Source organism: Pseudomonas sp. CC11G, from assembly GCF_056174845.1.
Genome location: NZ_JBWBZC010000029.1, coordinates 28,918 through 51,822 on the forward strand (window position 1 = coordinate 28,918; position 22,905 = coordinate 51,822).

The 22,905-nt window shown below is 59.8% G+C and carries 18 protein-coding genes and 2 pseudogenes; 5 read left to right on the plus strand and 15 right to left on the minus strand.

Translation table 11 applies throughout. The features are described from left to right. Nucleotides 1–31: 31 nt before the first annotated feature. Both AC0V2S_RS24380 and AC0V2S_RS24385 read left to right on the plus strand, forming a co-directional pair. Nucleotides 32–358, plus strand: coding sequence for a phosphodiesterase (locus AC0V2S_RS24380; RefSeq protein WP_475511970.1), 327 nt, complete (start codon nt 32–34; stop codon nt 356–358). A 24-nt stretch (nt 359–382) separates the two neighbouring features. Beyond that, the gene (locus tag AC0V2S_RS24385) at nt 383–1,105 is read left to right on the plus strand and encodes a glycerophosphodiester phosphodiesterase (RefSeq protein ID WP_475511971.1); all 723 of its coding nucleotides are present in this window, start codon (nt 383–385) and stop codon (nt 1,103–1,105) included. 51 nt (nt 1,106–1,156) lie between these two features. Here the strand turns inward: AC0V2S_RS24385 and sthA are convergent, their stop codons facing one another. Both sthA and AC0V2S_RS24395 read right to left on the minus strand, forming a co-directional pair. Next, complete coding sequence (gene sthA, locus AC0V2S_RS24390; RefSeq protein WP_475511972.1) at nt 1,157–2,551, minus strand: Si-specific NAD(P)(+) transhydrogenase; 1,395 nt, start codon at nt 2,549–2,551, stop codon at nt 1,157–1,159. Nucleotides 2,552–2,615: 64 nt separating this feature from the next. Continuing rightward, a complete protein-coding gene (locus AC0V2S_RS24395; protein ID WP_475511973.1) occupies nt 2,616–3,680 on the minus strand; it encodes an FAD:protein FMN transferase in 1,065 nt (354 codons plus the stop codon). 171 nt (nt 3,681–3,851) lie between these two features. On the opposite strand from AC0V2S_RS24395, the gene AC0V2S_RS24400 reads away from it, so the two are divergent. After that, complete coding sequence (locus AC0V2S_RS24400; RefSeq protein WP_475511974.1) at nt 3,852–4,394, plus strand: chalcone isomerase family protein; 543 nt, start codon at nt 3,852–3,854, stop codon at nt 4,392–4,394. Nucleotides 4,395–4,578: 184 nt separating this feature from the next. Here the strand turns inward: AC0V2S_RS24400 and AC0V2S_RS24405 are convergent, their stop codons facing one another. Then, entirely contained in the window at nt 4,579–6,027 is a 1,449-nt protein-coding gene (locus AC0V2S_RS24405; RefSeq protein ID WP_475511975.1) for a glyceraldehyde-3-phosphate dehydrogenase, read from the minus strand. A 160-nt stretch (nt 6,028–6,187) separates the two neighbouring features. Between AC0V2S_RS24405 and mfd the strand changes: the two genes are divergently transcribed. Both mfd and AC0V2S_RS24415 read left to right on the plus strand, forming a co-directional pair. Continuing rightward, nucleotides 6,188–9,637, plus strand: coding sequence for a transcription-repair coupling factor (gene mfd, locus AC0V2S_RS24410; RefSeq protein WP_475511976.1), 3,450 nt, complete (start codon nt 6,188–6,190; stop codon nt 9,635–9,637). Nucleotides 9,638–9,655: 18 nt separating this feature from the next. After that, on the plus strand, nt 9,656–10,180 hold the full coding sequence (locus AC0V2S_RS24415; protein WP_475511977.1) for a peptidoglycan binding protein CsiV: 525 nt from the start codon (nt 9,656–9,658) through the stop codon (nt 10,178–10,180). A gap of 113 nt (nt 10,181–10,293) precedes the next feature. Here AC0V2S_RS24415 and AC0V2S_RS24420 read toward each other — a convergent pair. The 12 genes and pseudogenes from AC0V2S_RS24420 to AC0V2S_RS24475 form a co-directional block, all read right to left on the minus strand. Continuing rightward, a pseudogene (locus AC0V2S_RS24420) lies at nt 10,294–11,707 on the minus strand (sigma-54-dependent transcriptional regulator). A gap of 6 nt (nt 11,708–11,713) precedes the next feature. Further along, nucleotides 11,714–12,918, minus strand: a pseudogene (locus AC0V2S_RS24425) (sensor histidine kinase). 121 nt (nt 12,919–13,039) lie between these two features. Next, nucleotides 13,040–14,512 carry a sigma-54-dependent transcriptional regulator gene (locus AC0V2S_RS24430; RefSeq protein WP_475511978.1) on the minus strand — a complete coding sequence of 491 codons (1,473 nt, stop codon included), beginning with the start codon at nt 14,510–14,512 and terminating at the stop codon, nt 13,040–13,042. A gap of 220 nt (nt 14,513–14,732) precedes the next feature. Continuing rightward, nucleotides 14,733–15,047, minus strand: coding sequence for a flagellar protein FliT (fliT, locus tag AC0V2S_RS24435; protein ID WP_475511979.1), 315 nt, complete (start codon nt 15,045–15,047; stop codon nt 14,733–14,735). 14 nt (nt 15,048–15,061) lie between these two features. Continuing rightward, nucleotides 15,062–15,457 carry a flagellar export chaperone FliS gene (gene fliS, locus AC0V2S_RS24440; protein WP_475511980.1) on the minus strand — a complete coding sequence of 132 codons (396 nt, stop codon included), beginning with the start codon at nt 15,455–15,457 and terminating at the stop codon, nt 15,062–15,064. A gap of 203 nt (nt 15,458–15,660) precedes the next feature. Then, on the minus strand, nt 15,661–17,112 hold the full coding sequence (gene fliD / locus AC0V2S_RS24445) for a flagellar filament capping protein FliD (protein ID WP_475511981.1): 1,452 nt from the start codon (nt 17,110–17,112) through the stop codon (nt 15,661–15,663). A 79-nt stretch (nt 17,113–17,191) separates the two neighbouring features. Then, a complete protein-coding gene (locus AC0V2S_RS24450; protein WP_475511982.1) occupies nt 17,192–17,554 on the minus strand; it encodes a flagellar protein FlaG in 363 nt (120 codons plus the stop codon). A gap of 77 nt (nt 17,555–17,631) precedes the next feature. Then, entirely contained in the window at nt 17,632–19,092 is a 1,461-nt protein-coding gene (locus AC0V2S_RS24455) for a flagellin (protein WP_475511983.1), read from the minus strand. Between the two features lie 435 nt (nt 19,093–19,527). Then, entirely contained in the window at nt 19,528–20,619 is a 1,092-nt protein-coding gene (locus AC0V2S_RS24460) for a glycosyltransferase family protein (RefSeq protein WP_475511984.1), read from the minus strand. A 352-nt stretch (nt 20,620–20,971) separates the two neighbouring features. Beyond that, nucleotides 20,972–21,286: a glycosyltransferase gene (locus AC0V2S_RS24465; protein WP_475511985.1), complete on the minus strand. Its 315-nt coding sequence runs from the start codon at nt 21,284–21,286 to the stop codon at nt 20,972–20,974. Next, the gene (locus tag AC0V2S_RS24470) at nt 21,280–21,777 is read right to left on the minus strand and encodes a hypothetical protein (RefSeq protein ID WP_475511986.1); all 498 of its coding nucleotides are present in this window, start codon (nt 21,775–21,777) and stop codon (nt 21,280–21,282) included. Before AC0V2S_RS24470 ends, AC0V2S_RS24465 begins: the two co-directional genes overlap by 7 nt. After that, nucleotides 21,767–22,900: a hypothetical protein gene (locus tag AC0V2S_RS24475; RefSeq protein ID WP_475511987.1), complete on the minus strand. Its 1,134-nt coding sequence runs from the start codon at nt 22,898–22,900 to the stop codon at nt 21,767–21,769. Before AC0V2S_RS24475 ends, AC0V2S_RS24470 begins: the two co-directional genes overlap by 11 nt. Nucleotides 22,901–22,905: the final 5 nt, after the last annotated feature.

The window sequence follows — 22,905 nt, forward strand, 5'->3', positions numbered from 1 at the left end:
CTGCTGGTAGACCTGCAGAAGAAGACCCTTTATGCATCGCCCTACTCTGTTGTTAAGCCTGCTGCTTGGCCTGCTGCCCCTGGCGGCCCAAGCCGACACCCTGGAAATCCCCCTCGGCCAGCAAGGCGCCAGCAGTACGCCGCTGCCCGTGCGCGGCCAATTGCAGCGCAGCGTGCTCGACCAGTTCGGCCTGCCGGACGAAGAGCACAAGCCGGTCGGCAACCCGCCAATCACCCGCTGGGACTACCGTGATTTCAGCGTGTACTTCGAGAACACCCATGTGGTCGACGCCGTTCGCCACTTCGAGCCGCGTGCCGCGCAACCTGCGCCGGCGGCCACCCCACCCGTTTCCAACTAAGCACGATTTCAGCAAGGAGCAACCGTGACCCTGATCTACGGCCACCGCGGCGCCAAGGGCGAAGCACCGGAAAACACCCTGGCCAGTTTCCAGCAATGCCTCAAGCACGGCGTACGCCGCTGCGAACTGGATCTGCATCTGTCCCGCGATGGCGAGCTGATGGTGATCCACGATCCCACCCTGAAACGCACTACTGGCCATCGCGGCAAGGTGGTCGAACACGACGCCGCCGAACTGGTCACCTACGACGCGCGCAAAGGCGGCCCGGGAGCGGTGCAGCCGACGCCGATTCCGCGCTTGGCCGAGCTGTTCGAGAAATGCGATTTCGAGCACTGGCAGCTGGAAGTGAAAAGCGCCTCGCGGGTACGCGCGGCGAGCACCGTGCTGGCTATTCGGGAGCTGGCGCAGGAATACAATCTGCTGGACAAGGTGACCATCACCTCAAGCTCGCGGGAAGTGTTGCGCGCTGCGGCAAACCTGACACCGGACCTGGCCCGCGGGCTGGTGGCCGAGTACGCCTGGCTCGATCCGCTGAAGGTGGCGCAGAACTACGGCTGTACGTTGCTGGCGTTGAACTGGACGTTATGCACGCCCGAGCGTCTGCTCAAAGCGCAGAAGCAAGGGCTGCATGTGTCGGTGTGGACGGTCAACGAACCGGCGCTGATGCGCCGGCTCGCCGACTTTGGCGTGGACAGCCTGATTACAGACTTTCCCGGTTTGGCCAGCGCCACTCTCGCGAATCGCTGAACCCGAAACAGTCCGCCTCCCCGACCGGCTCAGGCCGCCGGTCGGTGCCGCTCAAAAAAGCCGGTTGAGGCCGTCGAACGCCGCAACCCGATAGGCTTCCGCCATGGTCGGGTAGTTGAACGTGGTGTTCACGAAGTACTTGATGGTGTTGGCTTCACCCGGCTGGTTCATGATCGCCTGGCCGATATGCACAATCTCCGAAGCCTGATAGCCGAAGCAGTGCACGCCGAGAATTTCCAGGGTTTCGCGGTGGAACAACAGCTTGAGCATGCCCACCGGCTCGATGGCGATCTGCGCACGGGCCATGCCTTTGAAGAACGCCTTGCCCACTTCATACGGAATTTTTGCCGCGGTCAGTTCCTGCTCGGTTTTACCGATGGAGCTGATTTCCGGAATCGTATAAATGCCGGTCGGCACATCGTTCACAAAGCGCCAGCTGCCATTTTCGATGATGCTGCCAGCGGCCGAACGGCCCTGGTCGAAGGCGGCACTGGCCAGGCTTGGCCAACCGATCACATCACCCGCGGCAAACACATTGGACACGCTGGTGCGGTAGCTCTCATCGACCTCGACCTGGCCACGGCTGTTGACCTTGATGCCGATATTTTCCAGGCCCAGCTTGTCGGTGTTGCCGGTGCGGCCGTTACACCAGAGCAAGGCGTCGGCCTTGATCTTCTTGCCGGACTTGAGGTGCAGCACCACGCCGTTTTCCATACCTTCGATGCGCTCGTATTCCTCGTTGTGGCGTACCAGCACGTTGTTATTGCGCAGGTGGTAGCTCAAGGCATCGGAGATTTCACCGTCGAGGAAACTCAGCAACTGGTCGCGGTTGTCGATCAGGTCGACCAGCACGCCCAGGCCACTGAAGATCGAGGCGTACTCGCAACCGATCACGCCGGCGCCGTAAATGATCAGGCGGCGCGGGGTGTGGCTGAGGGTCAGGATGGTGTCGCTGTCGTAGACGCGCTCGTGGTGAAAGTCGATATCGGCCGGGCGATACGGGCGCGAGCCGGTGGCGATGATGATCTGCGCGGCCACCAGTTTTTCCACCACACCGTTGGGGCAGACCACTTCGATGGTTTGCTCATCGGAGAAACTGCCGGTGCCGTAGAACAGGTCGACCCGGTTGCGTGCGTAGTAGCTGGTGCGCGAGGTGACTTGTTTGGAGATCACCCGCTCGGCGCTTTTCAGTACGTCCGGGAAGGAGAACCAACGCGGCTCGCCAATCTGGCGAAACATCGGGTTGGTGTTGAACTGCATGATCTGCCGAACCGAGTGACGCAGCGCCTTGGACGGGATGGTGCCGAGGTGCAGGCAGTTGCCGCCGACCTCGCGACGGTTGTCGACCACCGCCACTTTTTTCCCGGCCTTGGCAGCGTTCATGGCTGCCCCCTCGCCCGCCGGGCCCGAACCCAATACCACCACGTCGTAGTTGTAGACCGCCATGTTCACTCCTCTGGAACAGCTCAAAACTGCCGCGCAGCTTAACTGCGACGTTGTGTTGCGCACATTAGCGATTGGTCGCTAGGTAGGCGAGCGTTGAATGCACTACATCGCGAGTGACTGCTAATGGCGTGTGCGCGTTGGCAACTTGCCGGGTAAAGGCCGCAGTGGCCTGACTGTGAAAACCGTTTGCCGTACGGCTCACAAACAACGCGGCGATGCCCTGCTCTTCGGCAAACGCAACACCACGTTCGGGGCCCAGCACCATCAGTAAAGTCGATAGACCGTCGGCGCGCAGGGTGGAGGCGTCGAGCACCGTCACTTCGGCCAGCGCATGGGTGATGGGCGCGCCGGTGCGCGGGTCTAGTGTGTGGGAATAGCGCTGGCCGTTGCGCTCGAAATAATTGTGGTAATCGCCCGAGGTAGACACGCCCAGGCCATCGAGCTCTAGCACCTGCTCGGCGACCTGGACGTCTTCACGGGGCGATTCGATGGCGACTTTCCATGGCGAACCGTCGGGCTTTTTGCCAGCGGCCTTGAGCTCGCCGGTGACGTTCAACAGGTAGCTGTCGATGCCTAGCGTGCCGAGCAAGGTGGCGATGCGGTCGACCGTGTAGCCGGCGACGATGCTGTTGAGGTCCAGCTGCAGGGCGATGTCTTTGCACAACTGCTCGCCGTCGATGCGCAGATTGGCTTGCCCGACCAACGCCTTGACCGCCGTGATCTGCTCGGCGCTTGGCACCTCTTGGCTGCGCGATTGCGGGCCAAAACCCCAGAGGTTCATCAGCGGTTCGACGGTGATATCGAAGGCGCCGTCGCTTTCTTTCCACAGTGTGTTGGCGAAGGTCACCAACTCGAGCACCGGCGCCGGCATGGGCGCGCAACTGCCGGCGGGCAAGGCGTTGAAGCGGGAAAGATCGGAGTCGGCACGCCAGGTGGACAGCTGCTGATCCACCTCGGCCAGCACCGCTTCCACGTCCGCCTGCACCTTGGCTTGCCCCGGTGTGTTAGCGCCGGCCACGTATTTAATCGAATAGTGACTGCCCATGGTCGGGCCGCCGAACTCAGCGACCTGCGGGCCGCAGCCAACCAGAAACAGGCAAACCAGAACAGACAGATAGCGGCAGGACAAGGCAGCACTCGGAGGTCAACGCGGGCGAGCAAGGATAACGCGCAGGCCAGGCCCTCGACAGCGCCGATTGCGACCAACACTGGGTCGCAATCGGCAACAGTGCAAAAGTGGCCAAACAACTGTCATCGCCAACGTCGTATGCTGGCAGGGCCTTTGTTTGCGAGCACCGCCATGCGCCTGACCTTTGCCCTGTTGTTACTGCTGTCGAGCAATGCCCTGTGGGCCAGCGAACCCTTGCAGCAAGCCGCCTTCCCGGCCGAGCGGGAGCAGCTGCAACGCAAAACCCAGACGGTGCTCACCTACCTGTGGGTGGACCTGTATGCCGTGGCGTTCTACACCGATGCCGGCGTGAGCCCGCGCGATGCCGTCAGCCAGATGCGCGACCAGCGCCTGGAGCTTTACTACCTGCGCGCCATAGACCGTAGCGACGTGATCAAAGCCGCCTGGACCACCCTCGAACGCCAGCAACCGGCCGACAAGCTGCAAGCCCTGCGCGCCGAAATCGAACCGATGGAGGCGAACTTCAAGGATATCCAGCCAGGCGACCGCTACGCGCTCAACTACAGCGCGGCGGGTGGATTGGTGTTGGAGCTCAACGGCAAACAGGTGTACCGCAACCATAACGCCGAGTTTGCTCGGGCGTATCTGGGGCTGTGGTTGGCGCGGGATGGGTTGTCGGACGAATTACGCGAAAGGCTGCTTGCCACGCCTTAAGGTGCTCGGCGCAAGATTCTGGGTCCCCGCCTGCGCGGGGACGACGGGTCTTTCCTCCACACCACCGTCATTCCCGCGCAGGCGGGAATCCAGAGTTTCGGATGGCAGCGCGCTCAAAAGTAGAGAGTAGTACCCATAAAAAAACGGGAGCCGAAGCTCCCGTTTTTTTATGCCCGAACCGCGCTTACTGCGGGAAAGCCGGAGGATTTACATCCGCCATGTCTTCCATCACACGCACAACCTGGCAGCTGTAACCGAATTCGTTGTCGTACCAAACGTACAGAACAACACGGTTGTCGTTGCAGATGGTGGCTTCAGCGTCGACCACACCGGCAAAGCGCGAACCCACGAAGTCGGTCGAAACCACTTCCAGCGAATTGACGAAGTCGATCTGGCGATGCAGATCCGAGTGCAGCGCCACGTAACGCAGGTACTCGTTCATCTCTTCCCGGGTGGAGGCTTTTTCCAGGTTCAGGTTGAGGATGGCCATCGACACGTTCGGCGTCGGTACGCGAATGGCGTTGCCAGTCAACTTGCCAGCCAGTTCCGGCAGGGCTTTGGCGGCAGCAGTGGCAGCACCGGTTTCGGTGATAACCATGTTCAGCGGCGCGCTGCGACCACGACGGTCGCCCTTGTGGAAGTTGTCGATCAGGTTCTGGTCGTTGGTGTACGAGTGAACAGTTTCAACGTGGCCGTTAACGATGCCGAACTTGTCATTCACAGCTTTCAGCACCGGCACGATGGCGTTGGTGGTGCAGGAAGCGGCGGAGATGATTTTGTCGTCCGGAGTGATTTCACCGTGGTTGATGCCGTGCACGATGTTCTTCAGTTTGCCTTTGCCCGGCGCGGTGAGCACCACGCGGTCAACGCCTGGGCAAGCCAGGTGCTGGCCGAGGCCCTCGGCGTCACGCCATACACCGGTGTTGTCGACCAGCAGGGCATTGCTGATGCCGTACTGGGTGTAGTCGACTTCTTTCGGGTCTTTGGCGTAGATGATTTGAATCAGGTTGCCGTTGGCGGTGAGGGTGTTGTTTTCCTCGTCAACGGTGATGGTGCCATTGAACGGACCGTGTACCGAGTCGCGACGCAGCAGGCTGGCGCGTTTTACCAGGTCGTTGCTGGCGCCTTTGCGCACAACGATGGCACGCAGACGCAGGCCATCACCGCCGCCGGTTTTCTCGATCAGGATGCGCGCCAGCAGGCGGCCGATACGACCGAAGCCGTACAACACAACATCGGTGCCTTTGCGCGCGGTGCCGTTTTGCTTGCCCACTACAGCGGCCAGTTCGTCACGCACGAACTGCTCGATGGCGCGGCCATTGCCTTCGGCTTTGAATTTGACGACGAGTTTGCCGAGGTCAACAGAAGCGGCGCCCAGTTTCAGGCTGCTCATTTCTTTCAGAACGGCGAAGGTCTCGTGAACCGACAGTTCGCTTTCGTCGGACTGACGGTGACGGGCGAAACGGTGGGCTTTGAGAATCTGGATAACCGAGCGATTAATCATGCTGCGGCCGTAAATCGAGGTCACCACATTGTTATTGCGGTACAGCTGACCAATCAGCGGAATCATCGCCTCCGCGAGTGCTTCACGATCAATCCATTCACCAAGACACTGATCAGGCTTCTGAGTCACGGGCAATACCTTTAACAAGTATGTAGGGGCTGAAAAAACGGGCTACATTATGACGGCCTCCGCAACCGGCGGCAATCTGCAGCGGACGAAACACTGACAGCATCGAGCCTGGATAGTTACAATCGGCCGGGTTAATCCTCAACCGGAGCCACGACCTCTCGTGTCCGTATTGCGCTTACCCAGCCTTCCCGCCGCCTCTGGCAAACAAACGTGGGGCAACCTCCCTGGCGCAGCACTAAGCCTGGCGATTGCCGAAGCCGCTAACGCCGCCAAACGTTTCACGCTGCTGCTGACTGCTGACAGCCAGAGCGCCGAACGTTTGGAGCAGGAGCTGAAGTTTTTTGCGCCAGAGCTCCCGGTGCTGCATTTTCCCGACTGGGAAACCCTGCCGTACGACCTGTTCTCGCCGCACCAAGACATTATTTCCCAGCGCATCGCCAGTCTCTACCGCTTGCCGGAGCTAAGTCACGGCATTCTTGTAGTGCCGATCACCACTGCCCTTCACCGTCTCGCTCCCAAGCGTTTTCTGCTGGGTAGCAGCCTGGTCTTGGATGTGGGCCAGAAGCTGGACGTGGAGCAGATGCGCACGCGGCTCGAAGCCACCGGCTACCGCTATGTAGAGACGGTATACGAGCACGGCGAATTTACCGTGCGCGGCGCCATTATCGATCTATTCCCCATGGGCACGCCGCAGCCCTACCGCATCGACCTGTTCGATGACGAAATCGAAACCCTGCGCACGTTCGACCCGGAAACCCAGCGCTCCATCGACAAGGTCGACTCGATTCGCCTGCTGCCGGCCCGTGAATTCCCGCTGAATAAAGAAGCCGTCACCGGCTTCCGCGCGCGCTTTCGCGACCGTTTCGACGTGGATTTCCGCCGTTGCACCATTTACCAGGATCTCAACAGCGGCATCACTCCGGCCGGTATCGAGTACTACCTGCCGCTGTTTTTCGATGAAACCGACACCCTGTTCGACTACCTGCCCAGCGACACCCAGGTGTTCTCGCTGCCGGGCATCGAGCAGGCGAGCGAGAACTTCTGGAACGACGTTCGCAACCGCTACGAAGAACGCCGCGTCGACCCCGAGCGCCCACTGGTGCCGCCAGCCGAGCTGTTCCTCCCGGTGGAAGACTGCTTCGCGCGCCTGAAAAACTGGCCACGCGTGGTGGTCAGCCAACAGGATGTGGACGTTGGCGTCGGCCGCGAGCGCTTCCCCGCGCAGGCATTGCCAGACCTGGCCATTCAGGCCAAAGCCCAGCAGCCGATGGCCGCCCTGGAAAACTTCCTCAACGACTTCCCCGGCCGCGTGCTGTTTACCGCCGAATCCGCCGGGCGCCGTGAAGTGCTGCTGGAGTTGCTGGCCCGCCTGCACCTGAAACCGATCGAAGTGGAAGGCTGGAGCGACTTCACCACCGGCAAAGAGCGCCTGGCGATCACCATCGCGCCGCTGGACGACGGCTTGCAGCTGGACGACCCGGCCCTGGCCCTGATCGCCGAAAGCCCGCTGTTCGGCCAACGCGTGATGCAGCGCCGGCGCCGCGAGAAAACCCGTGGCGACCACGGCGATGCGGTGATCAAAAACCTCACCGAGCTTCGCGAAGGCGCGCCGGTGGTGCATATCGACCACGGCGTCGGCCGCTACCTGGGCCTGGCGACGCTGGAAGTGGACAACCAGATCGCCGAATTCCTCATGCTGGCCTACGCCGACGAGGCCAAGCTGTATGTGCCGGTGGCCAACCTGCACCTCATCGCCCGCTACACCGGCAGCGACGACGCGCTGGCCCCGCTGCACCGCCTGGGTTCGGAAACCTGGCAGAAGGCCAAACGCAAAGCCGCCGAACAAGTCCGCGATGTGGCTGCCGAACTGCTGGATATCTACGCTCGCCGCGCGGCACGTGAAGGCTATGCCTTCGCCGACCCGAAACTCGATTACGCCACCTTCAGCGCCGGCTTCGCGTTCGAAGAAACCCCGGACCAGCAAACCACCATCGAAGCCGTCATGGCCGACATGCTCGCGCCCAAGCCGATGGACCGCCTGGTGTGCGGCGACGTGGGCTTCGGCAAGACCGAAGTGGCCATGCGCGCGGCCTTTATTGCCGTGCACAGCGGCAAGCAGGTGGCGATTCTGGTGCCCACTACCCTGCTCGCCCAACAGCACTACAACAGCTTCCGCGACCGCTTCGCCGATTGGCCGGTCACCGTGGAAGTGATGAGCCGCTTCAAGTCCGACAAGGAAGTGAAGGCCGCCGTCGCGCAACTGGCCGAGGGTAAGATCGATATCGTGATCGGCACCCACAAGCTGTTGCAGGACGACGTCAAAATCAAAAACCTGGGCCTGGTGATCATCGACGAGGAGCACCGTTTCGGCGTGCGCCAGAAGGAACAGCTCAAGGCCCTGCGCAGCGAGGTGGATATCCTCACCCTCACCGCCACACCGATTCCGCGCACGCTGAACATGGCCGTGTCCGGCATGCGCGACCTGTCGATCATCGCCACGCCACCAGCGCGGCGTTTGTCGGTGCGCACCTTTGTGATGGAGCAGCAAAAGCCCGTCATCAAGGAAGCCTTGCTGCGTGAACTGCTGCGCGGCGGCCAGGTGTATTACCTGCACAACGATGTAAAAACCATCGAGAAATGCGCCACTGATTTGGCCGAACTCGTACCGGAAGCGCGTATCGGCATCGGCCACGGGCAGATGCACGAGCGCGAGCTGGAACAGGTGATGAGCGACTTTTACCACAAGCGCTTCAACGTGCTGATCGCCTCGACCATCATCGAAACCGGCATCGACGTACCGAGCGCCAACACCATCATCATCGAGCGCGCTGACAAGTTCGGTCTGGCCCAGCTGCACCAGCTCCGTGGCCGCGTTGGTCGCAGTCACCACCAGGCGTATGCCTACCTGCTGACGCCGCCGCGCAAGCAGATGACCCCGGACGCCGAAAAGCGCCTGGAAGCCATCGCCAACACCCAGGACCTCGGTGCCGGTTTTGTGCTGGCCACCAATGACTTGGAAATCCGTGGCGCCGGCGAATTGCTCGGCGACGGCCAGAGCGGGCAGATTCAGGCGGTGGGTTTTACCCTGTATATGGAAATGCTCGAGCGCGCGGTGAAAGCCATCCGCAAAGGCGAGCAGCCAAACCTCGAACAACCGCTCGGCGGCGGCCCGGAAATCAATCTGCGCGTACCGGCGTTGATTCCCGATGCCTATCTGCCAGATGTGCACACGCGGTTGATTCTGTACAAACGCATTGCCTCGGCCGCCGATGAAGAGGCGTTGAAGGAACTGCAGGTAGAAATGATCGACCGCTTCGGCCTGTTGCCGGAGCCGACCAAGAACCTGATGCGCCTGACCCTGCTCAAACTGCAAGCCGAGCAGCTTGGCATCAAGAAACTGGACGCCGGCCCGCAAGGCGGCAAGATTGAATTTGCCGCCGATACCCAGGTCGACCCTCTGGTGCTGATCAAGCTGATTCAAGGCCAGCCCAACCGCTACAAATTCGAAGGCGCCACCCAGTTCAAATTCCAGGTGCCGATGGAGCGTCCGGAAGAAAGATTTAACGTGCTGGAAGCGCTGTTCGAGCGCCTCACGCCCAAACAAGCTTGATTACTAAAGGACTACTGAATGCGTGCCCTCCGTTGTTTCGCCCTGCTCCTGAGCCTTGTTGCGCCGATGGCGTTTGCCGATGGCCTGTATCAGGTTGAGCTGATCATCTTCCGCCAGGCCGGCGAGCCGATTCCTGCCAGCCAGACCGCGCCGGACGATTGGGCTGCCGGCGTGCAAGGCAGCGCCGCCGACAATGCCCGCGGCACCGCGCTGAATGGCGAGGCGGCCAAGCTGAACGAGAAAAATGGCTATACCGTGCTGCTGCACCAGGCTTGGCAACAAAGCATGGGCGGCGCGCCGACCAAGATTGCGGTGAATACCGGCAACCAGCAGTTTGGCCACTACCCAGTGGAAGGCACGCTGAGCCTGAAGCAGGTGAAGTTTGTCGATCTGGATGCCAACTTCTGGATCAACCAGTTTGATGGCACCGGGTTGCTGACCGGCAGTGAGCGGTTGAAGCAGAGCGCGCGCCTGAAAACTGGCGAGCTGACGTATCTGGATCACTCGAACCTGGGCATGCTGATTCGAATCAGCCCGCTCTAAGACACGAACAGGGTTCCGTAGGAGCGAGCTTGCTCGCGAACCCTGCAAACCCCGTTCGCGAGCAAGCTCGCTCCTACAGAAAAGCAAAAGCCCGCCAAATGGCGGGCTTCTTGTTATTCGGTCAGACAATCAACTGGCGAACAATACGCCTCTACATCCATCCCCGCATCCCGCATCTGCGCCAGCTTGTACCGCAAGGTGCGCGGGCTGATGCCCAGGCGTTCGGCGGCTTCCTTGCGCCGGCCACGCTCGGCCCGCAGGGTGTCGATGATCATCTGGAACTCGTGCCGACGCAGGTCATCACCCAGCGCGCCGCCGTCATCGCTTGTCGACAATAGGGCGCTGCCGCTGGCCACGGCCACCAATGTCGGCACCGGGCTGGCCAGAGGCGCCAAACCAATCGGCCCGCTCAGGCACAGGTCCTGCGGCTGAATGGTGCCGCCCTGCTGCAGAATCAGCGCCCGTTGAATGGCGTTATCCAGCTCGCGCACGTTGCCCGGCCATGGGTAGCCGGTCAGTGCGTGCTGCGCCTCGGCCGAAGCCGTGCCGGGGCGTGGTTCATTTTCTTCGCGTGCTTGGCCAGCAGGCGTTCTGCCAGCGGCAGAATGTCGGCGGTGCGCTCACGCAGCGGACGCCAGCCCAGCGGGAATACCGACAGGCGATAGAACAAGTCTTCACGGAACCGCCCCGCCGCCACTTCGCCGGCCAGGTCGCGGTTGCTGGTGGCCAGTACGCGGATATCCAGGTCAATCGGCTTGCGCGCACCCACCCGCTCCACTTCGCGCTCTTGCAGCACCCGCAGCAGCTTGGCTTGCAGGCCCAGGGGCATTTCGGAAATCTCGTCGAGCAGAATGGTGCCGCCTTCGGCCAGCTCGAACTTGCCGGGCTGCGAGGCGACGGCGCCGGTAAAGGCGCCCTTCTCGTGACCGAACAGCGTGGCTTCCAGCATGTTGTCGGGGATGGCCGCGCAGTTGATGGCGATAAAGGGTTGTTGGCCCGTGGCGATTGCTGGTGAATAAAGCGCGCCAGCACTTCCTTGCCGGTACCCGACTCGCCGGAGATCAGCACTGTGGAATCGCTCTGCGCCACGCGCTTGGCCAGCTCCAGCAATTGCTGACTGGCCGGTTCCAGGGCCACCGGGCCGTCGCCATCGTCTTTGCTCAAGCGGCCGAGGGCGTGGCGCTCTACCAACTCCAGCAGCGCTTTGGGCTCGAAGGGTTTGACCAGGTAATCGGCGGCGCCACGGCGCATGGCATCCACGGCACGCTCGACGGCGCCGAAGGCGGTCATCAGTAGCACCGGCAATTGCGGGTAGCGGTTGCGGATCTGGTTGAGCAGTTGGTGACCGTCCATGCCGGGCATGTTGACGTCGCTGACCACCATGGAAAACGAATCGCGACCCAACGCCGTCAGCGCCGCTTCGGCACTGTCTACCGCGCAAAAGTCGTAGCCGCCGATTACCAGGGTATCGGCCAACGCCTCACGCAGTGCGCGGTCGTCTTCTACCAATAAAACTTTGCTAGCCATGGGCTGTTACTCCTGGGAAACCCGTGGGGCCACTGAAATCAGCGGCAATACCAGAATGGCGCAGGTGCCACGCCCGGGGCGCGAGCGCAGCAGCAGTTCGCCCTGGTGGGCACGGGCCACCGCTTTAACCACTGCCAGGCCAAGGCCGGTGCCGGTGGTTTTGGTGGTAAAGAACGGTTCGCCCAGACGCGCCAGCGTATTGGCGTCGATGCCGGGGCCGTTGTCGCTGATACACAGACGCAGGGTTTGACCACGGCTATAGAAATGAATTTTCAGATTGGCATCGCGGCCGGCGGCCTGAATGGCGTTTTCCACCAGATTCAGTACGGTACCGACCAGTGTGTCGCGGTTGCACAGCATCTCACCGACATGGGCATCACATTGCCAGCGCACGTTCATTCCTGCACATGGGATTCGGCAGCGGCGCGCAGCGCGTCGTAGAGTTTTTTCGGCGCCAGGCGGTCCGGCAGCGGCAGTTCGCCACGGGCAAACACCAGCATGTCGCGCACCTGGTGTTCCAGTTCGTGCAGGCGTTCTTTCAGGCGGCTGGCAAAACGTTGCTGTTGATCGACCGGCAACACCTGCTCCGTCAAATGGCTGGCGTAGAGCAACGCGGCCGACAGCGGCGTACGAATTTGATGGGCGAGCGAGGCAACCATGCGGCCCAACGCCGACAGGCGCTCATGGCGGGCCAGTTGGTCTTGCAGCTGACGGGTTTCCGTCAGGTCGTTAAGGAGTACGAGTTGCCCGGGTTCGGCGGAGAGAGACCGAGTGGCAATCGAAAGGCGGCGACCGTTTTTCAGCGAGACTTCGTGGCCGTCGTCTTTGCGCGGGGCAAAGTTGCGGGCAATCACTTCGCGCCAGAGCATGCCTACCAGCGGCTTGCCCAACAGCGCACAGGCCACCGGGTTGGCTTCGCGCACCACGCCTTGGCCGTCGATGACGATCACGCCGCCGGGCAGCACGTCCAGCAGGCTCTGCAGCCGGTGCGCCAGGCGCTCCTTCTCGGCCAGCTCCTGCATACGCTGAGCGCTCACCAGCGCCAGTTGGCCCTTGAGCTCGGTCACCCGCGCTTCCAACAGGTTGTAGGAGTCACTGAGCTGCGTGGACATCTGGCTGAACATGGCGAACGCCTGCTCAAGCCCTTCGCGGCTGGAGGCCTCGAGGTCGTCTACGGCAGTGCTGGAAGTTGGGAGTGCGGTTTGCTTCATGGTTCTCTCTCACCCGGTGAGCCGTCATAAGACGGTCAGTCGAGAGAGAACTAGCAATAGCCGTGCCTAAAAAAATATCCTTATTTTTCAAGGCACTAGTGAGAAGCTCAGAAATTACGCGTCAATCATCCGACTGTTCGTCGTCATCCTTACGACTCATACCGTATTTGCGCATCTTCTCCACCAGGGTGGTACGGCGAATGCGCAGGCGTTCGGCGGCACGGGCCACCACGCCTCCGGCGTCGTCCAACGCCTGTTGAATCAGGCCCTGTTCGAGGTTGCCGAGGTAGTCTTTGAGGTCCAGGCCTTCGGGCGGCAGCATCGCCGAGCTGTCGGCACTTGGCAGGTTGGTATTGAAGGAGAACCGCTCTTCCAGGTCGTCGCGCACGCTGGTGGCTTGCTGGTCGTGCTCATCGTCCACCTGACGGAATTTCTTCGGCAGCTCCAGCACACCGATCACGCCGTAGGGATGCATGATCGCCATGCGTTCCACCAGGTTGGCCAATTCGCGCACGTTGCCGGCCCAGTCGTGGCGGCACAGCGACATGATGGCGGCGGAGTTAAAGCGGATCGAACCGCGCTTCTCCACTTCCATACGGGAAATCAGCTCGTTCATCAGCAGCGGAATATCTTCCACACGCTCACGCAGCGGGGCCATTTCGATGGGGAACACGTTGAGGCGGTAGTAGAGGTCTTCGCGGAACGTGCCCGCTTCGATCATTTGCTCCAGGTTCTTGTGGGTGGCGGCAATGATGCGCACGTCCGCGCTTTGGGTTTTGTTGCTGCCCACACGCTCAAAGGTGCGTTCTTGCAGCACGCGCAGCAGCTTGACCTGCATCGGCAGCGGCATGTCGCCGATTTCGTCGAGAAACAGCGTCCCGCCGTTGGCCAGTTCAAAACGCCCTGCTCGGCTGGTGATGGCGCCGGTAAAGGCGCCTTTCTCATGGCCGAACAGCTCGCTTTCCAGCAACTCGGCGGGAATGGCACCGCAGTTGACCGGCACAAAGGGCGCATCGCGGCGCTTGGAGTGGTAATGCAGGTTACGTGCGACCACTTCCTTGCCGGTGCCCGATTCGCCGAGGATCAGCACGCTGGCTTCGGTATCGGCCACCTGCGACATCATCTGCCGTACTTGCTGAATGGCGCGGCTGGTGCCGACCAGGCTGCGGAACAGGTTGGGCTCGCGGGCACGGGCGCCACGCGCCTGGTCGTACATTTCGCGGTACACCTGAGCGCGGTGCAGGGAGTCGAGGAGTTTGTTGTAGCTGGGCGGCATTTCCAGGGTGCTAAGCACACGGCGACGGATATCTTCCGGCCAGTCTTGCGGGGCGGCCTCGCCTACCAACAGCACCGGCAGTTGCTCGTCCCATGCGCTCAATTGCTTGAGGAGTTCCAGGGAGCCACCTTTGCTGGTGACTTCGCCGAGCAAGACGCTCAGCACATCGCGCGGGCTTTCGAGTTTGTCGACCGTCTCGCGCCAATTCTGGCTGGTGCAGGCCAGATGTTCTTCCCCAAGGAAATTTAGAATCACCGCCAGGTCACGGCGGCGTTCGCTGTTGTCATCGACCAGTAAAATTTTGGTTTCACGCCACATAGTGTCTGGTTCTGATCCGGGGAGTGAATAAAGCGCCGTATGCCAACACGATAAAATGACGCCAGCAATTGGCCACTAGTAGAGTCAATTTTTGTATGCAGTCAATTTTATGACGTGTTTTTTTCTACCCAGTTCAACCAGGTACGACATTGTATTGGGAATTAACGCAGAGGTTTGCAGCTAACGCCCCCTAGACGGAAGGTTAGCTACAAAGAATTGACTAGCCAAACATCTGATAGATTTTGGCGCTTTGATTGGACTTGACCAGCAGGGTGAGTTCTTCGCCCACCGCTTCACGTTTGCGGGTGCAGGCAGCGGTGAGCTGACGGTACACCTCGACCAGCGCTTCCATTTGGTCACGCAGCGCTTCTTCGATATCGGCGCTTTCGGCCATGGCGGCACTTACCTGTTCGCGGCAGGTGCTGTCCAACGCGCCGATGCGCTCCCAATCTTCCTGCTGGAAGGCATCGATCAGGGCCAGGCGAGTGTTTTCGATTTGCTGCAGCACAGGGTTAACCACCATGGTGTTAGTCATCGTATTTCTCCCGTTCAGGCCACAGAGGCCTCGGAAGCGATCGCATCCCAACCGGACTTGACCTCACGCAGCAAGCCAGACACTTCGACCAATGGCGCTGGGTCGTTGCTTTTGTTGGCTTCAAGCATGCGGGCAATCATGTACTCATAGACACGGTCGAGGTTTTGCGCAATTTCGCCACCCTTGGTCATGTCCAGGCCATCACGCAGACCGCCGACAATCCCGATCGCTTTGCTGATCAGCTCGCCTTTCATGGAGAACTGGCCGCGGGCCATGGCACCTTGGGCTTGAGCCAGGCGTTCCAGACCGCCTTCCATCAGCATCTGGATCAAACGATGAGGACTTGCTTCAAACACTTGAGCCGAGACACTCACTTGTTTGTACTGATTCATCGCCGACATCGCTCTCATTTTGCTAACCCTCGTGAACCGCTGTTTCGATAATAAAGATATCGGCCGGATCTACGAAACTTTATGCCTGACTTGAAAATTTTAATCACGGCAGAAACCGGACTAAGCCAGCACAAAGAGCATCAATTTCGATCTAGCTAGCGAAGCGGAGCAGGTGTTCTGGTCCGCTGGAGGAATATGCGCCCAGAATCGGACGCGCGTTATCAGCTTTTGGTGGAGTTGGCGAACGGCAGGCTGGCCAACTGCTGAGTGAGGCTGTCGCTGGTGGTGGTCAACTGCGATACCAAGGCATCCATCGCGTTGTACTGCTTGTACAAGCGATCTTGCAGAGCGGTCATACGCAGGTCGAGAGCTTCTTGCTGCTTGTCCAGGCTGGCAATCGTGTTGGACAGCTGCGTCGTGCGCTGCTCAATAATGCCGCCACCGTCGGTGTAGGGCTTGAGTTTGGTGGTCAAGCGTGAGGCCAAGCCGTCATCGCCGGTGAAATAGGCAGCTACGCCTTCGTAGTTATCACTGATGGCCGTGTCCAGCTTGGCGCTGTTCACCTCCAGGGTTCCGTCCTGCTTGGTGGTGATACCCAGGTTGGCCAATGCCGAGATCGCGCCAGTACCAGGTTGGTTTGATACCAACTCGTTGCGCACGGAGCTGATCAACGACCGTGCAGTAGAGTCGCCCGCCAGCGCAGCAACGACCGGTGCACTATTGGTAACGGTAGTCACCTTGGTCAGAGCGCTGACGGCGGTCATCATCTTGTTGTAGGCCGTAACGAAGTTCTGCACGTTCGTTTTCACCGCCGTGGTGTTGTCGGCGACGGTCAACGTAAGCGGCTCATCCTCGTCAGTGGTACCAGTCAGCTTAATGCTGACACCATCAATCGCTTTGTCGATGGTGTTGGAATCGCTGACTACATCCAGGCCGTCGATGGTGAGCTTGGCACTCTGCGCGGTGGTGATGGTTTTACCCGCAGTGGCCACAGCGGCGTCATATTCAGCCGTGGTAGCAAAGTCGGCAGCGTCCAAAGCAGCTGGTGGAAAGGTCAGACCTTCCAGGGAAGTGCTGCCGGTGCCGGTACTGGTACCGGTCATGGTGATGTCGTTGCCATCGCCCATCTTGCTACTGCTCAACACCAGTCGCGAGCCTTTGCTATCGCTGACGATAGTGGCACTGATGCCGGCTGTTTTGCCCTGTGCGTTGATGGCATCACGCATGCCGGCCAGAGTGTTATTGGTGCTGTCAACGTTGAGAGTCAACGCCGACTCGCCGCCAATCTTGATGTCCACGGTACCGGTATTGAAGGCGGTAGTGCTGCCGCCACTGAAGGCAGCCGAGGCAATCTTGCTGCTGGAGGCCAGCTGGGACACTTCAATTTTGTAAGTGCCGGCAACCGCACTGGCAGTACCAGTGGCGCTGAGGGCGGAGGTATTCGAAGAGGTCGCGGACTTGGTCAGGAAGCTGGAGGGGCTGTTCAGCAGCGCCAAAGCGGTTTGAAAGTCGCTCACGGCGCTTTTCAGCGATCCCAAACCAGTCAGCTTGGTCGTCGATTTGGTTTCCTGCGTATCGATTTGATTTTGCTTCGCTGCTTTTTCGGCTTTCACCGATGCAGCAACGATATCGTCAATATTGACACCAGAACCAATGCCAGTTACGCCAGCCATCTCGCACCTCCGTCAAAATAACGTTCCGAATTCCCTTCAGGAACCGATCAGGCGAGTTGCACTCAAGAACCGTACCAACTCACGCTTTAGCCTCGAACATGAGGCTGCGAATATCTTCCAGCTGCTCGGCGAGTTTCAGCAGTTCCTCGGAAGGAATCTGGCGAATCACCTTGCCGGAATCGGTGTCGATGACCTTGACGACTACATCGCCACTCTTGTCATCAACGTTAAAGCTCAAACCACGCTGCACAGTTTGTGCGTAAGAGTTGATATCGGAAACCACCGAATTCAAATCCCCGCTGCTGAGCGTATTGCCGACTGGCTTTGCGGTGTCGCTAGGCTTGCCGCTCTTATCAGCCTGCTTGGTCGCTGACACTGCTGAAACAACAGCTTCAGTCGTCTTAGGAAGGCCGGCACCAGACGTAATGTTGGAAACATCCATTTTAGATACCTCACAATGGCCAAATGGGAGAAAGGGTTAGCCCCTTTCCCCCATTGTTTTTGGCGCCTCGCCCTGCCTTATTGCAGCAGGCTGAGAACCGATTGTGGCAGCTTGTTAGCTTGGGCCAGAATCGCGGTACCAGCTTGTTGCAGCACTTGGTTTTTCGACAGTGTTGCAGTTTCAGCAGCGAAGTCAGTGTCTTTGATCCGGCTACGAGCAGCGTCAGCGTTCTCAGAGATGTTCTGCAGGTTGCTGATGGTGTTGTCGAAGCGGTTCTGTACAGCACCGAGGTCCGCACGCTGGCTGTCGATGTTCGCCAAGGCGTTGTCGATTACAGCGATTGCACGTTGAGCACCATCAGCGGTGGAGATATCCACATCCGAAACCGTGTTCAGCGTCGAAGCGGTATCACCAAATACTTCAGTGGTATCACCGGTCAGGGCGTAAGAAGTCGGAGAGTTCAGTTGAACATAACCGATCGCTTTACCGCCACCTGCTGCTACCACATCGGTTTCTGCACTGAACGTACCGTCAGAACCCTGCGCAGCCAAGTTGATCTTACCGCCAGCACCCGACACCGCACCGAAGGAGATGTTCTCACCCGTAGCGGAGGTGATGGTCACTTTGTCAGTCTTCGCGTCGTAGTTCGCCGTAACGTTCAACTTACCGGCGTTCGAGTTGATCTGGTCAGCCAACGATTTGCTGTCGGTTGCACCTACGATCGCCACGTCCTGGCTACCTACGGTCAGCGTGAAGCTAGCTGCACCGGAAGTCAGAGCTACACCAGCCTGTACAACGGTACGAGCGGTAGCGGTCAGGCCGGAGATGGCGCCGTCGAACTTGGCAGCCAGAGACTTGGCGCTATCGCCAGAAGCAATGGCCACATCCTTGGTTTGACCACCACCAACCACGGTGACAGTGCCCGAAGCGAACGCTGCACCGCTGGTGCCAATGCTGGCAGCAATGGTGGTACCCGAAGCCGAAGCACCGGCGCTGGTGGTCGAAGCACCGCCACCCACCTGGTACGAACCCAGGGAAGTCGCGGAGGCATCTTTCAGCGAAACGTCGATGGTTTCGTAAGCGTTGGAACCCACCTGAAAGCTGGTGGTACCGAACGAACCGTCGAGCAGTTTGCGACCACCGAAGGTGGTGGTGTCAGCAATACGGCTCAATTCAGCTTGTTGGGCCGATACTTCTTTTTGCAGAGCGGCACGGTCGGTGTCGCTGTTCGAACCGTTGGCTGCCTGAATGGACAGGTCACGGATACGCTGCAGAATGTTGGTCGACTGTTGCAGCGCGCCTTCAGCGGTTTGCGCCAGCGAGATACCGTCGTTGGCGTTGCGGGTCGCTACGTTCAGGCCGCTGATCTGGTTGGTCAGACGGTTAGAGATCTGCAGACCGGCGGCGTCGTCTTTGGCGCTGTTGATGCGGTTACCGGTGGACAGACGTTGCAGCGAGGTATTCAGCGAGCTGGACGAGGCGTTCAGGTTGCGCTGAGTGTTGAGCGAAGCAATGTTCGTGTTAACTGTAAGTGCCATTTGGGCGTCTCCCGAGTACCTAGTATTTGCCTGAGCTTGCGACGTTCAGGGCCTGCAGCTCAGGCGCCCCTAGAATTCGCATTCGAAGTGTTTATCGGCGCTTGTTCTTGGAGCTTTAGCAAAATTTTCAAATATTTTGCTGGCTGCTTGCCGAACCGGTGCAAACCGTTTCCACAACTTCTGTATCGGCAGGGCCCGCAGAACTAAAGGGCTCTCTTAAAGATTTTGTCCTCACTGAGCAAAAAACGATCAATAAAACGAGCTAAAAAATGCCGACCTCGCGAATTCATGGCGCCAAAAATCAATACAGTTCAACACTTAGCCAAGCTGCGTTCGCAACCCACCGTTTTTTGACACCCATAAAAAAAGGCCAGTTATTTTCATAACTGACCCTTTCATACCGCTAAAGCCTAGCCTACAGGCGCCGCCAGCGCGTTAATCCGGCAGCCAGGCCTTCGCCCAGTTCTGCAGATTTTCGCCTTCCAGCATCCAGTCACGTTTGATGACTGCCTGCAATTTGTCTCCCGCCTCGGCTGTGGCATCAAGATCCGACAGGTGCATACGCACCGCATCCATCCAGTCCTTGTAGCGGTTTTTCACTCGAGTCACCGGCAAACCATCGCGGTAGCACACCACGTCGCTGCAAATAACCGGGAAACCCAGTACGCCGTATTCCAGCAACCGCAGGTTGCTCTTGCAGTCGTTGAACTGGTTCTGCTCAAGCGGCGCCAGGGCCAGGTCAAGATCGAGTGTCGCCAGCACCGCCGGGTATCGCTCGATAGGCACTCCCCGGTGGAACTCGTGCACATAGGGTTTGAGTTTTTCCGGGCACAGGCCGAAGAACACCCACTCCACCTCGCCCGCCAGATCGCGCACCAGATCAGCGATCAGCTCCAGGTCACCGGTATGGCCCACGCCACCGGCCCAGCCGACGCGAGGCTTGCGCCCTACCCGTCGCTGGCTTTGCAAACCGCTCCACCAGTCGGTCGGCAAGCGGTTTTTCACCACGCGGATATCGGAGTGCAAATCGCCAAAGGCTTCGGCAAGCGGCTCGGTCGACACAACAAAACGGTCAACCAGGCCTAGGGCACGGCGCAGCGAACGCAGAATGTCTTTCGGCATATCCGCCCGGTGCACGCTTTTCAGCGGAAGGTTGGGCAGGTAATCGTCCAGCTCATAGACCTTGAAAGCACCACTGAACGCTTTCATATCGCCGATAGCATCTAACTGCGCATCCGTGACCTGACGTTGCAGAATCACCGAGTCGGCCTCGAAGCGCTCCATCTCGACCGGCAATAGCAAGGTTTCGGACAGACCTCCCTCCACCAGCCCTGCCCGCTGCATGCTGGCAAACGGTTGCCGCACCCGGTAATGGCCGCAACCGGAACGGTCGGCCGGGTGGCAGAGAATCCGCGGCAGTAATGGTTGCGAGAACGGCTGCCACTGCCGCAGACGACGCAGGTCCATCTCGAAACCGGTTTTTTCCAGATTGAGGTTGCGGTTGTAAGCCGGGTCACGCGCCAACACGGCAACCACTTGCGGTACATGCCGTCCTGCTCGCCTTTGAAGCGTTTGAGCTTGGCTTCCTGCGTGGCTGGGTCAACGCTCTTCTGGCTGACGTTGCCTTCGTGCATCACCAACGCGTAAGGCGTCCACACCGTGAGGTAGCCGGCGTACCGCACCTTGATGCACAGGTCGACGTCGTTATAGGAAACTTTGAAGTCCGTTTCATCCATCCCACCAACGTCGTCGTAGAGGGATTTACGAATCATCAGGCAGGCGGCGGTCACTGCGGTGTAGTTCTGATCAACCAGCAACCGGTGCATATAACCGGGCGCATCGCCCGGGTCACCGAGGAACGGATGGTCAGCCGGGCCGCTCAGGCCCAACACCACACCGCCGTGCTGCACCCGACCATCGGGGTACAGCAGTTTGGCGCCGACATACCAACCTCGGCGCGCTGTGCATGGTTAAGCAGGTTCTCCAGCCAGTCGGCCTGAATCACCGCCGTGTCGTTGTTCAGCAATACCAGGTATTCACCGCGGGCCTGCTGCGCCGCGAAGTTGTTGATCGCCGAGAAGTTAAACGGCTTGGGATAGCGCAGCACGCGAATCTGCTCGCTGCCCAGGTCCTCCAACCCCTGCAGCCAGGCTTTGGCTTCAGTTGTCTCGCTGTTGTTGTCGATGATCAGCAATTCGTATTGGTGTAGCTGGTTTTCTCGATCAGGCTCTCGATGCACCGCTGCAGAATCGGCAGCTGGTCCTTGGTCGGCACCAGGATGGAAACCAGCGGCTGGGCCGCATGCTGGTAGCGCACCCGGTTGATCAGGGGCAGTGCACCTTCAAGAATTTCGTGGGGCTGCTCCAGGCGCTCGAGGTGGGCCGCGACCATGGCCGGGGAATGCCCGACCACTTCAGGCAGCGACAGCCACTTACCGAACGACTGCCCGGTATGCACCAGCACTTCGCTGATATGGCCAACCACGTTCAGGCCAACACTTTCGACCATGCGGAACATCAAGTCGTGGGGCGCCAATTCACCGAAGCGCTCGTTGAACCCGCCCAGCTCTATATAGCGGTCACGGTTGAACGCCAATGTCCGGCCCACGTAGGGGTAGCTGCGCAGCATGTCCAGACTGAAATCCGGCTTGAACAGCGGGCTGTGGTACAGATCGTTATCCCGCACGTTCTCGTCGCTTGTAGCAGCTGAGCATGTCGGGTTTGCTGATGATGGTGTCGGCGAGCAATAGCAGCGCAAACCGGTCGAGCTGGTCGCCCGCATGCAGCAGGTAGAACCAGTCGGCTTCGATAGTCGCCATCTGCGCATTAAGGCTGGCCTGCCAGTTCGTGCCGGCGGCCACCCAATGCGTATCGTCGGTCAGGGCGGGCGCAACCGCGTTGGAGATCACCCAGGTGCTGGCCGGCGGATACAGTTGGTCCTGTAGCCGCGCTACCGAGTGCTGCAACTGTTCAGGCGACTGACCACTGTCCACCACGATCACGGCGATGCGCGGTGGCAGAGGCCAACTGTCGATACGGGCCTGAATGACCTCGAGGTTCACCGCCACTTGCCGGCTGGAAATCCACTCGGAATAGCTGACCCCGGCGCTCGGCGCCGCCACCTGCTGCTGCGAGCGATAACGATCGGCCTTCCACAGACCGCCATCGAAATGAATATGCCCGGTCTGCGCGTTCAACTGGCTCACCCGGCTCAACTGCTCGGCCGAATAGTCCACACCCAACACTTCACACAGCGCCTTGATGCGTTGCTCGAAGTTCTGTGGGTAGAACACCTCGCCCAGCTCCAGGGCAATTACCACCAGGCTGCGATAAATCAGCAGATCCAGAGGCAGCGGCTCCGAGTAATGCCATTCACGGTCAATGAAATGGCACTGCCCGTCGTCGTCGAGAATCATGTTGGCCGGAATGGCGTCCAGCCACTCAGGCGGCAAGAAGCCATCGACGGCTTCCTTGCGCACCGTTTCCAGCCACAGTTTGAGCAGACGATAGGCACGCGGCTGCTTGCCCTTGATCATCGCTCGCTTGATCAGACCGCCCAGATTGCGACCGCTCACATAGCGCTCGTTGGTCAACACCTGGCGCACATCGATGCGCTGATCCAGACGTTTGCTTTCCGGCACCATCGGGGTTTTCACCACGTTGATGCCGCCGGCGCCGTCGTCGATAAAACTGGTGACGCAGTTATAGGCCGGTGCGCGGCTGTCGGTGAATTTCTGCGCCAGCAGCCCTGGCCGGGCGAAGCGTTCGCCGGGCTCAGGACGGGCGAAGATCAGGAAGGAGTTGGCCATTTCAC

What these genes read in the sequence shown, in the direction of transcription:
- AC0V2S_RS24450 (WP_475511982.1), bottom strand. Translation starts at nt 17,554, where the DNA reads ATGGATGTTTCCAACATTACGTCTGGTGCCGGCCTTCCTAAGACGACT.
- AC0V2S_RS24475 (WP_475511987.1), bottom strand. Translation starts at nt 22,900, where the DNA reads ATGGCCAACTCCTTCCTGATCTTCGCCCGTCCTGAGCCCGGCGAACGC.
- AC0V2S_RS24430 (WP_475511978.1), bottom strand. Translation starts at nt 14,512, where the DNA reads ATGTGGCGTGAAACCAAAATTTTACTGGTCGATGACAACAGCGAACGC.
- fliT (WP_475511979.1), bottom strand. Translation starts at nt 15,047, where the DNA reads ATGACTAACACCATGGTGGTTAACCCTGTGCTGCAGCAAATCGAAAAC.
- sthA (WP_475511972.1), bottom strand. Translation starts at nt 2,551, where the DNA reads ATGGCGGTCTACAACTACGACGTGGTGGTATTGGGTTCGGGCCCGGCG.
- AC0V2S_RS24455 (WP_475511983.1), bottom strand. Translation starts at nt 19,092, where the DNA reads ATGGCACTTACAGTTAACACGAACATTGCTTCGCTCAACACTCAGCGC.
- AC0V2S_RS24380 (WP_475511970.1), top strand. Translation starts at nt 32, where the DNA reads ATGCATCGCCCTACTCTGTTGTTAAGCCTGCTGCTTGGCCTGCTGCCC.
- fliS (WP_475511980.1), bottom strand. Translation starts at nt 15,457, where the DNA reads ATGAGAGCGATGTCGGCGATGAATCAGTACAAACAAGTGAGTGTCTCG.
- AC0V2S_RS24400 (WP_475511974.1), top strand. Translation starts at nt 3,852, where the DNA reads ATGCGCCTGACCTTTGCCCTGTTGTTACTGCTGTCGAGCAATGCCCTG.
- AC0V2S_RS24415 (WP_475511977.1), top strand. Translation starts at nt 9,656, where the DNA reads ATGCGTGCCCTCCGTTGTTTCGCCCTGCTCCTGAGCCTTGTTGCGCCG.
- fliD (WP_475511981.1), bottom strand. Translation starts at nt 17,112, where the DNA reads ATGGCTGGCGTAACTGGCATTGGTTCTGGTGTCAATATTGACGATATC.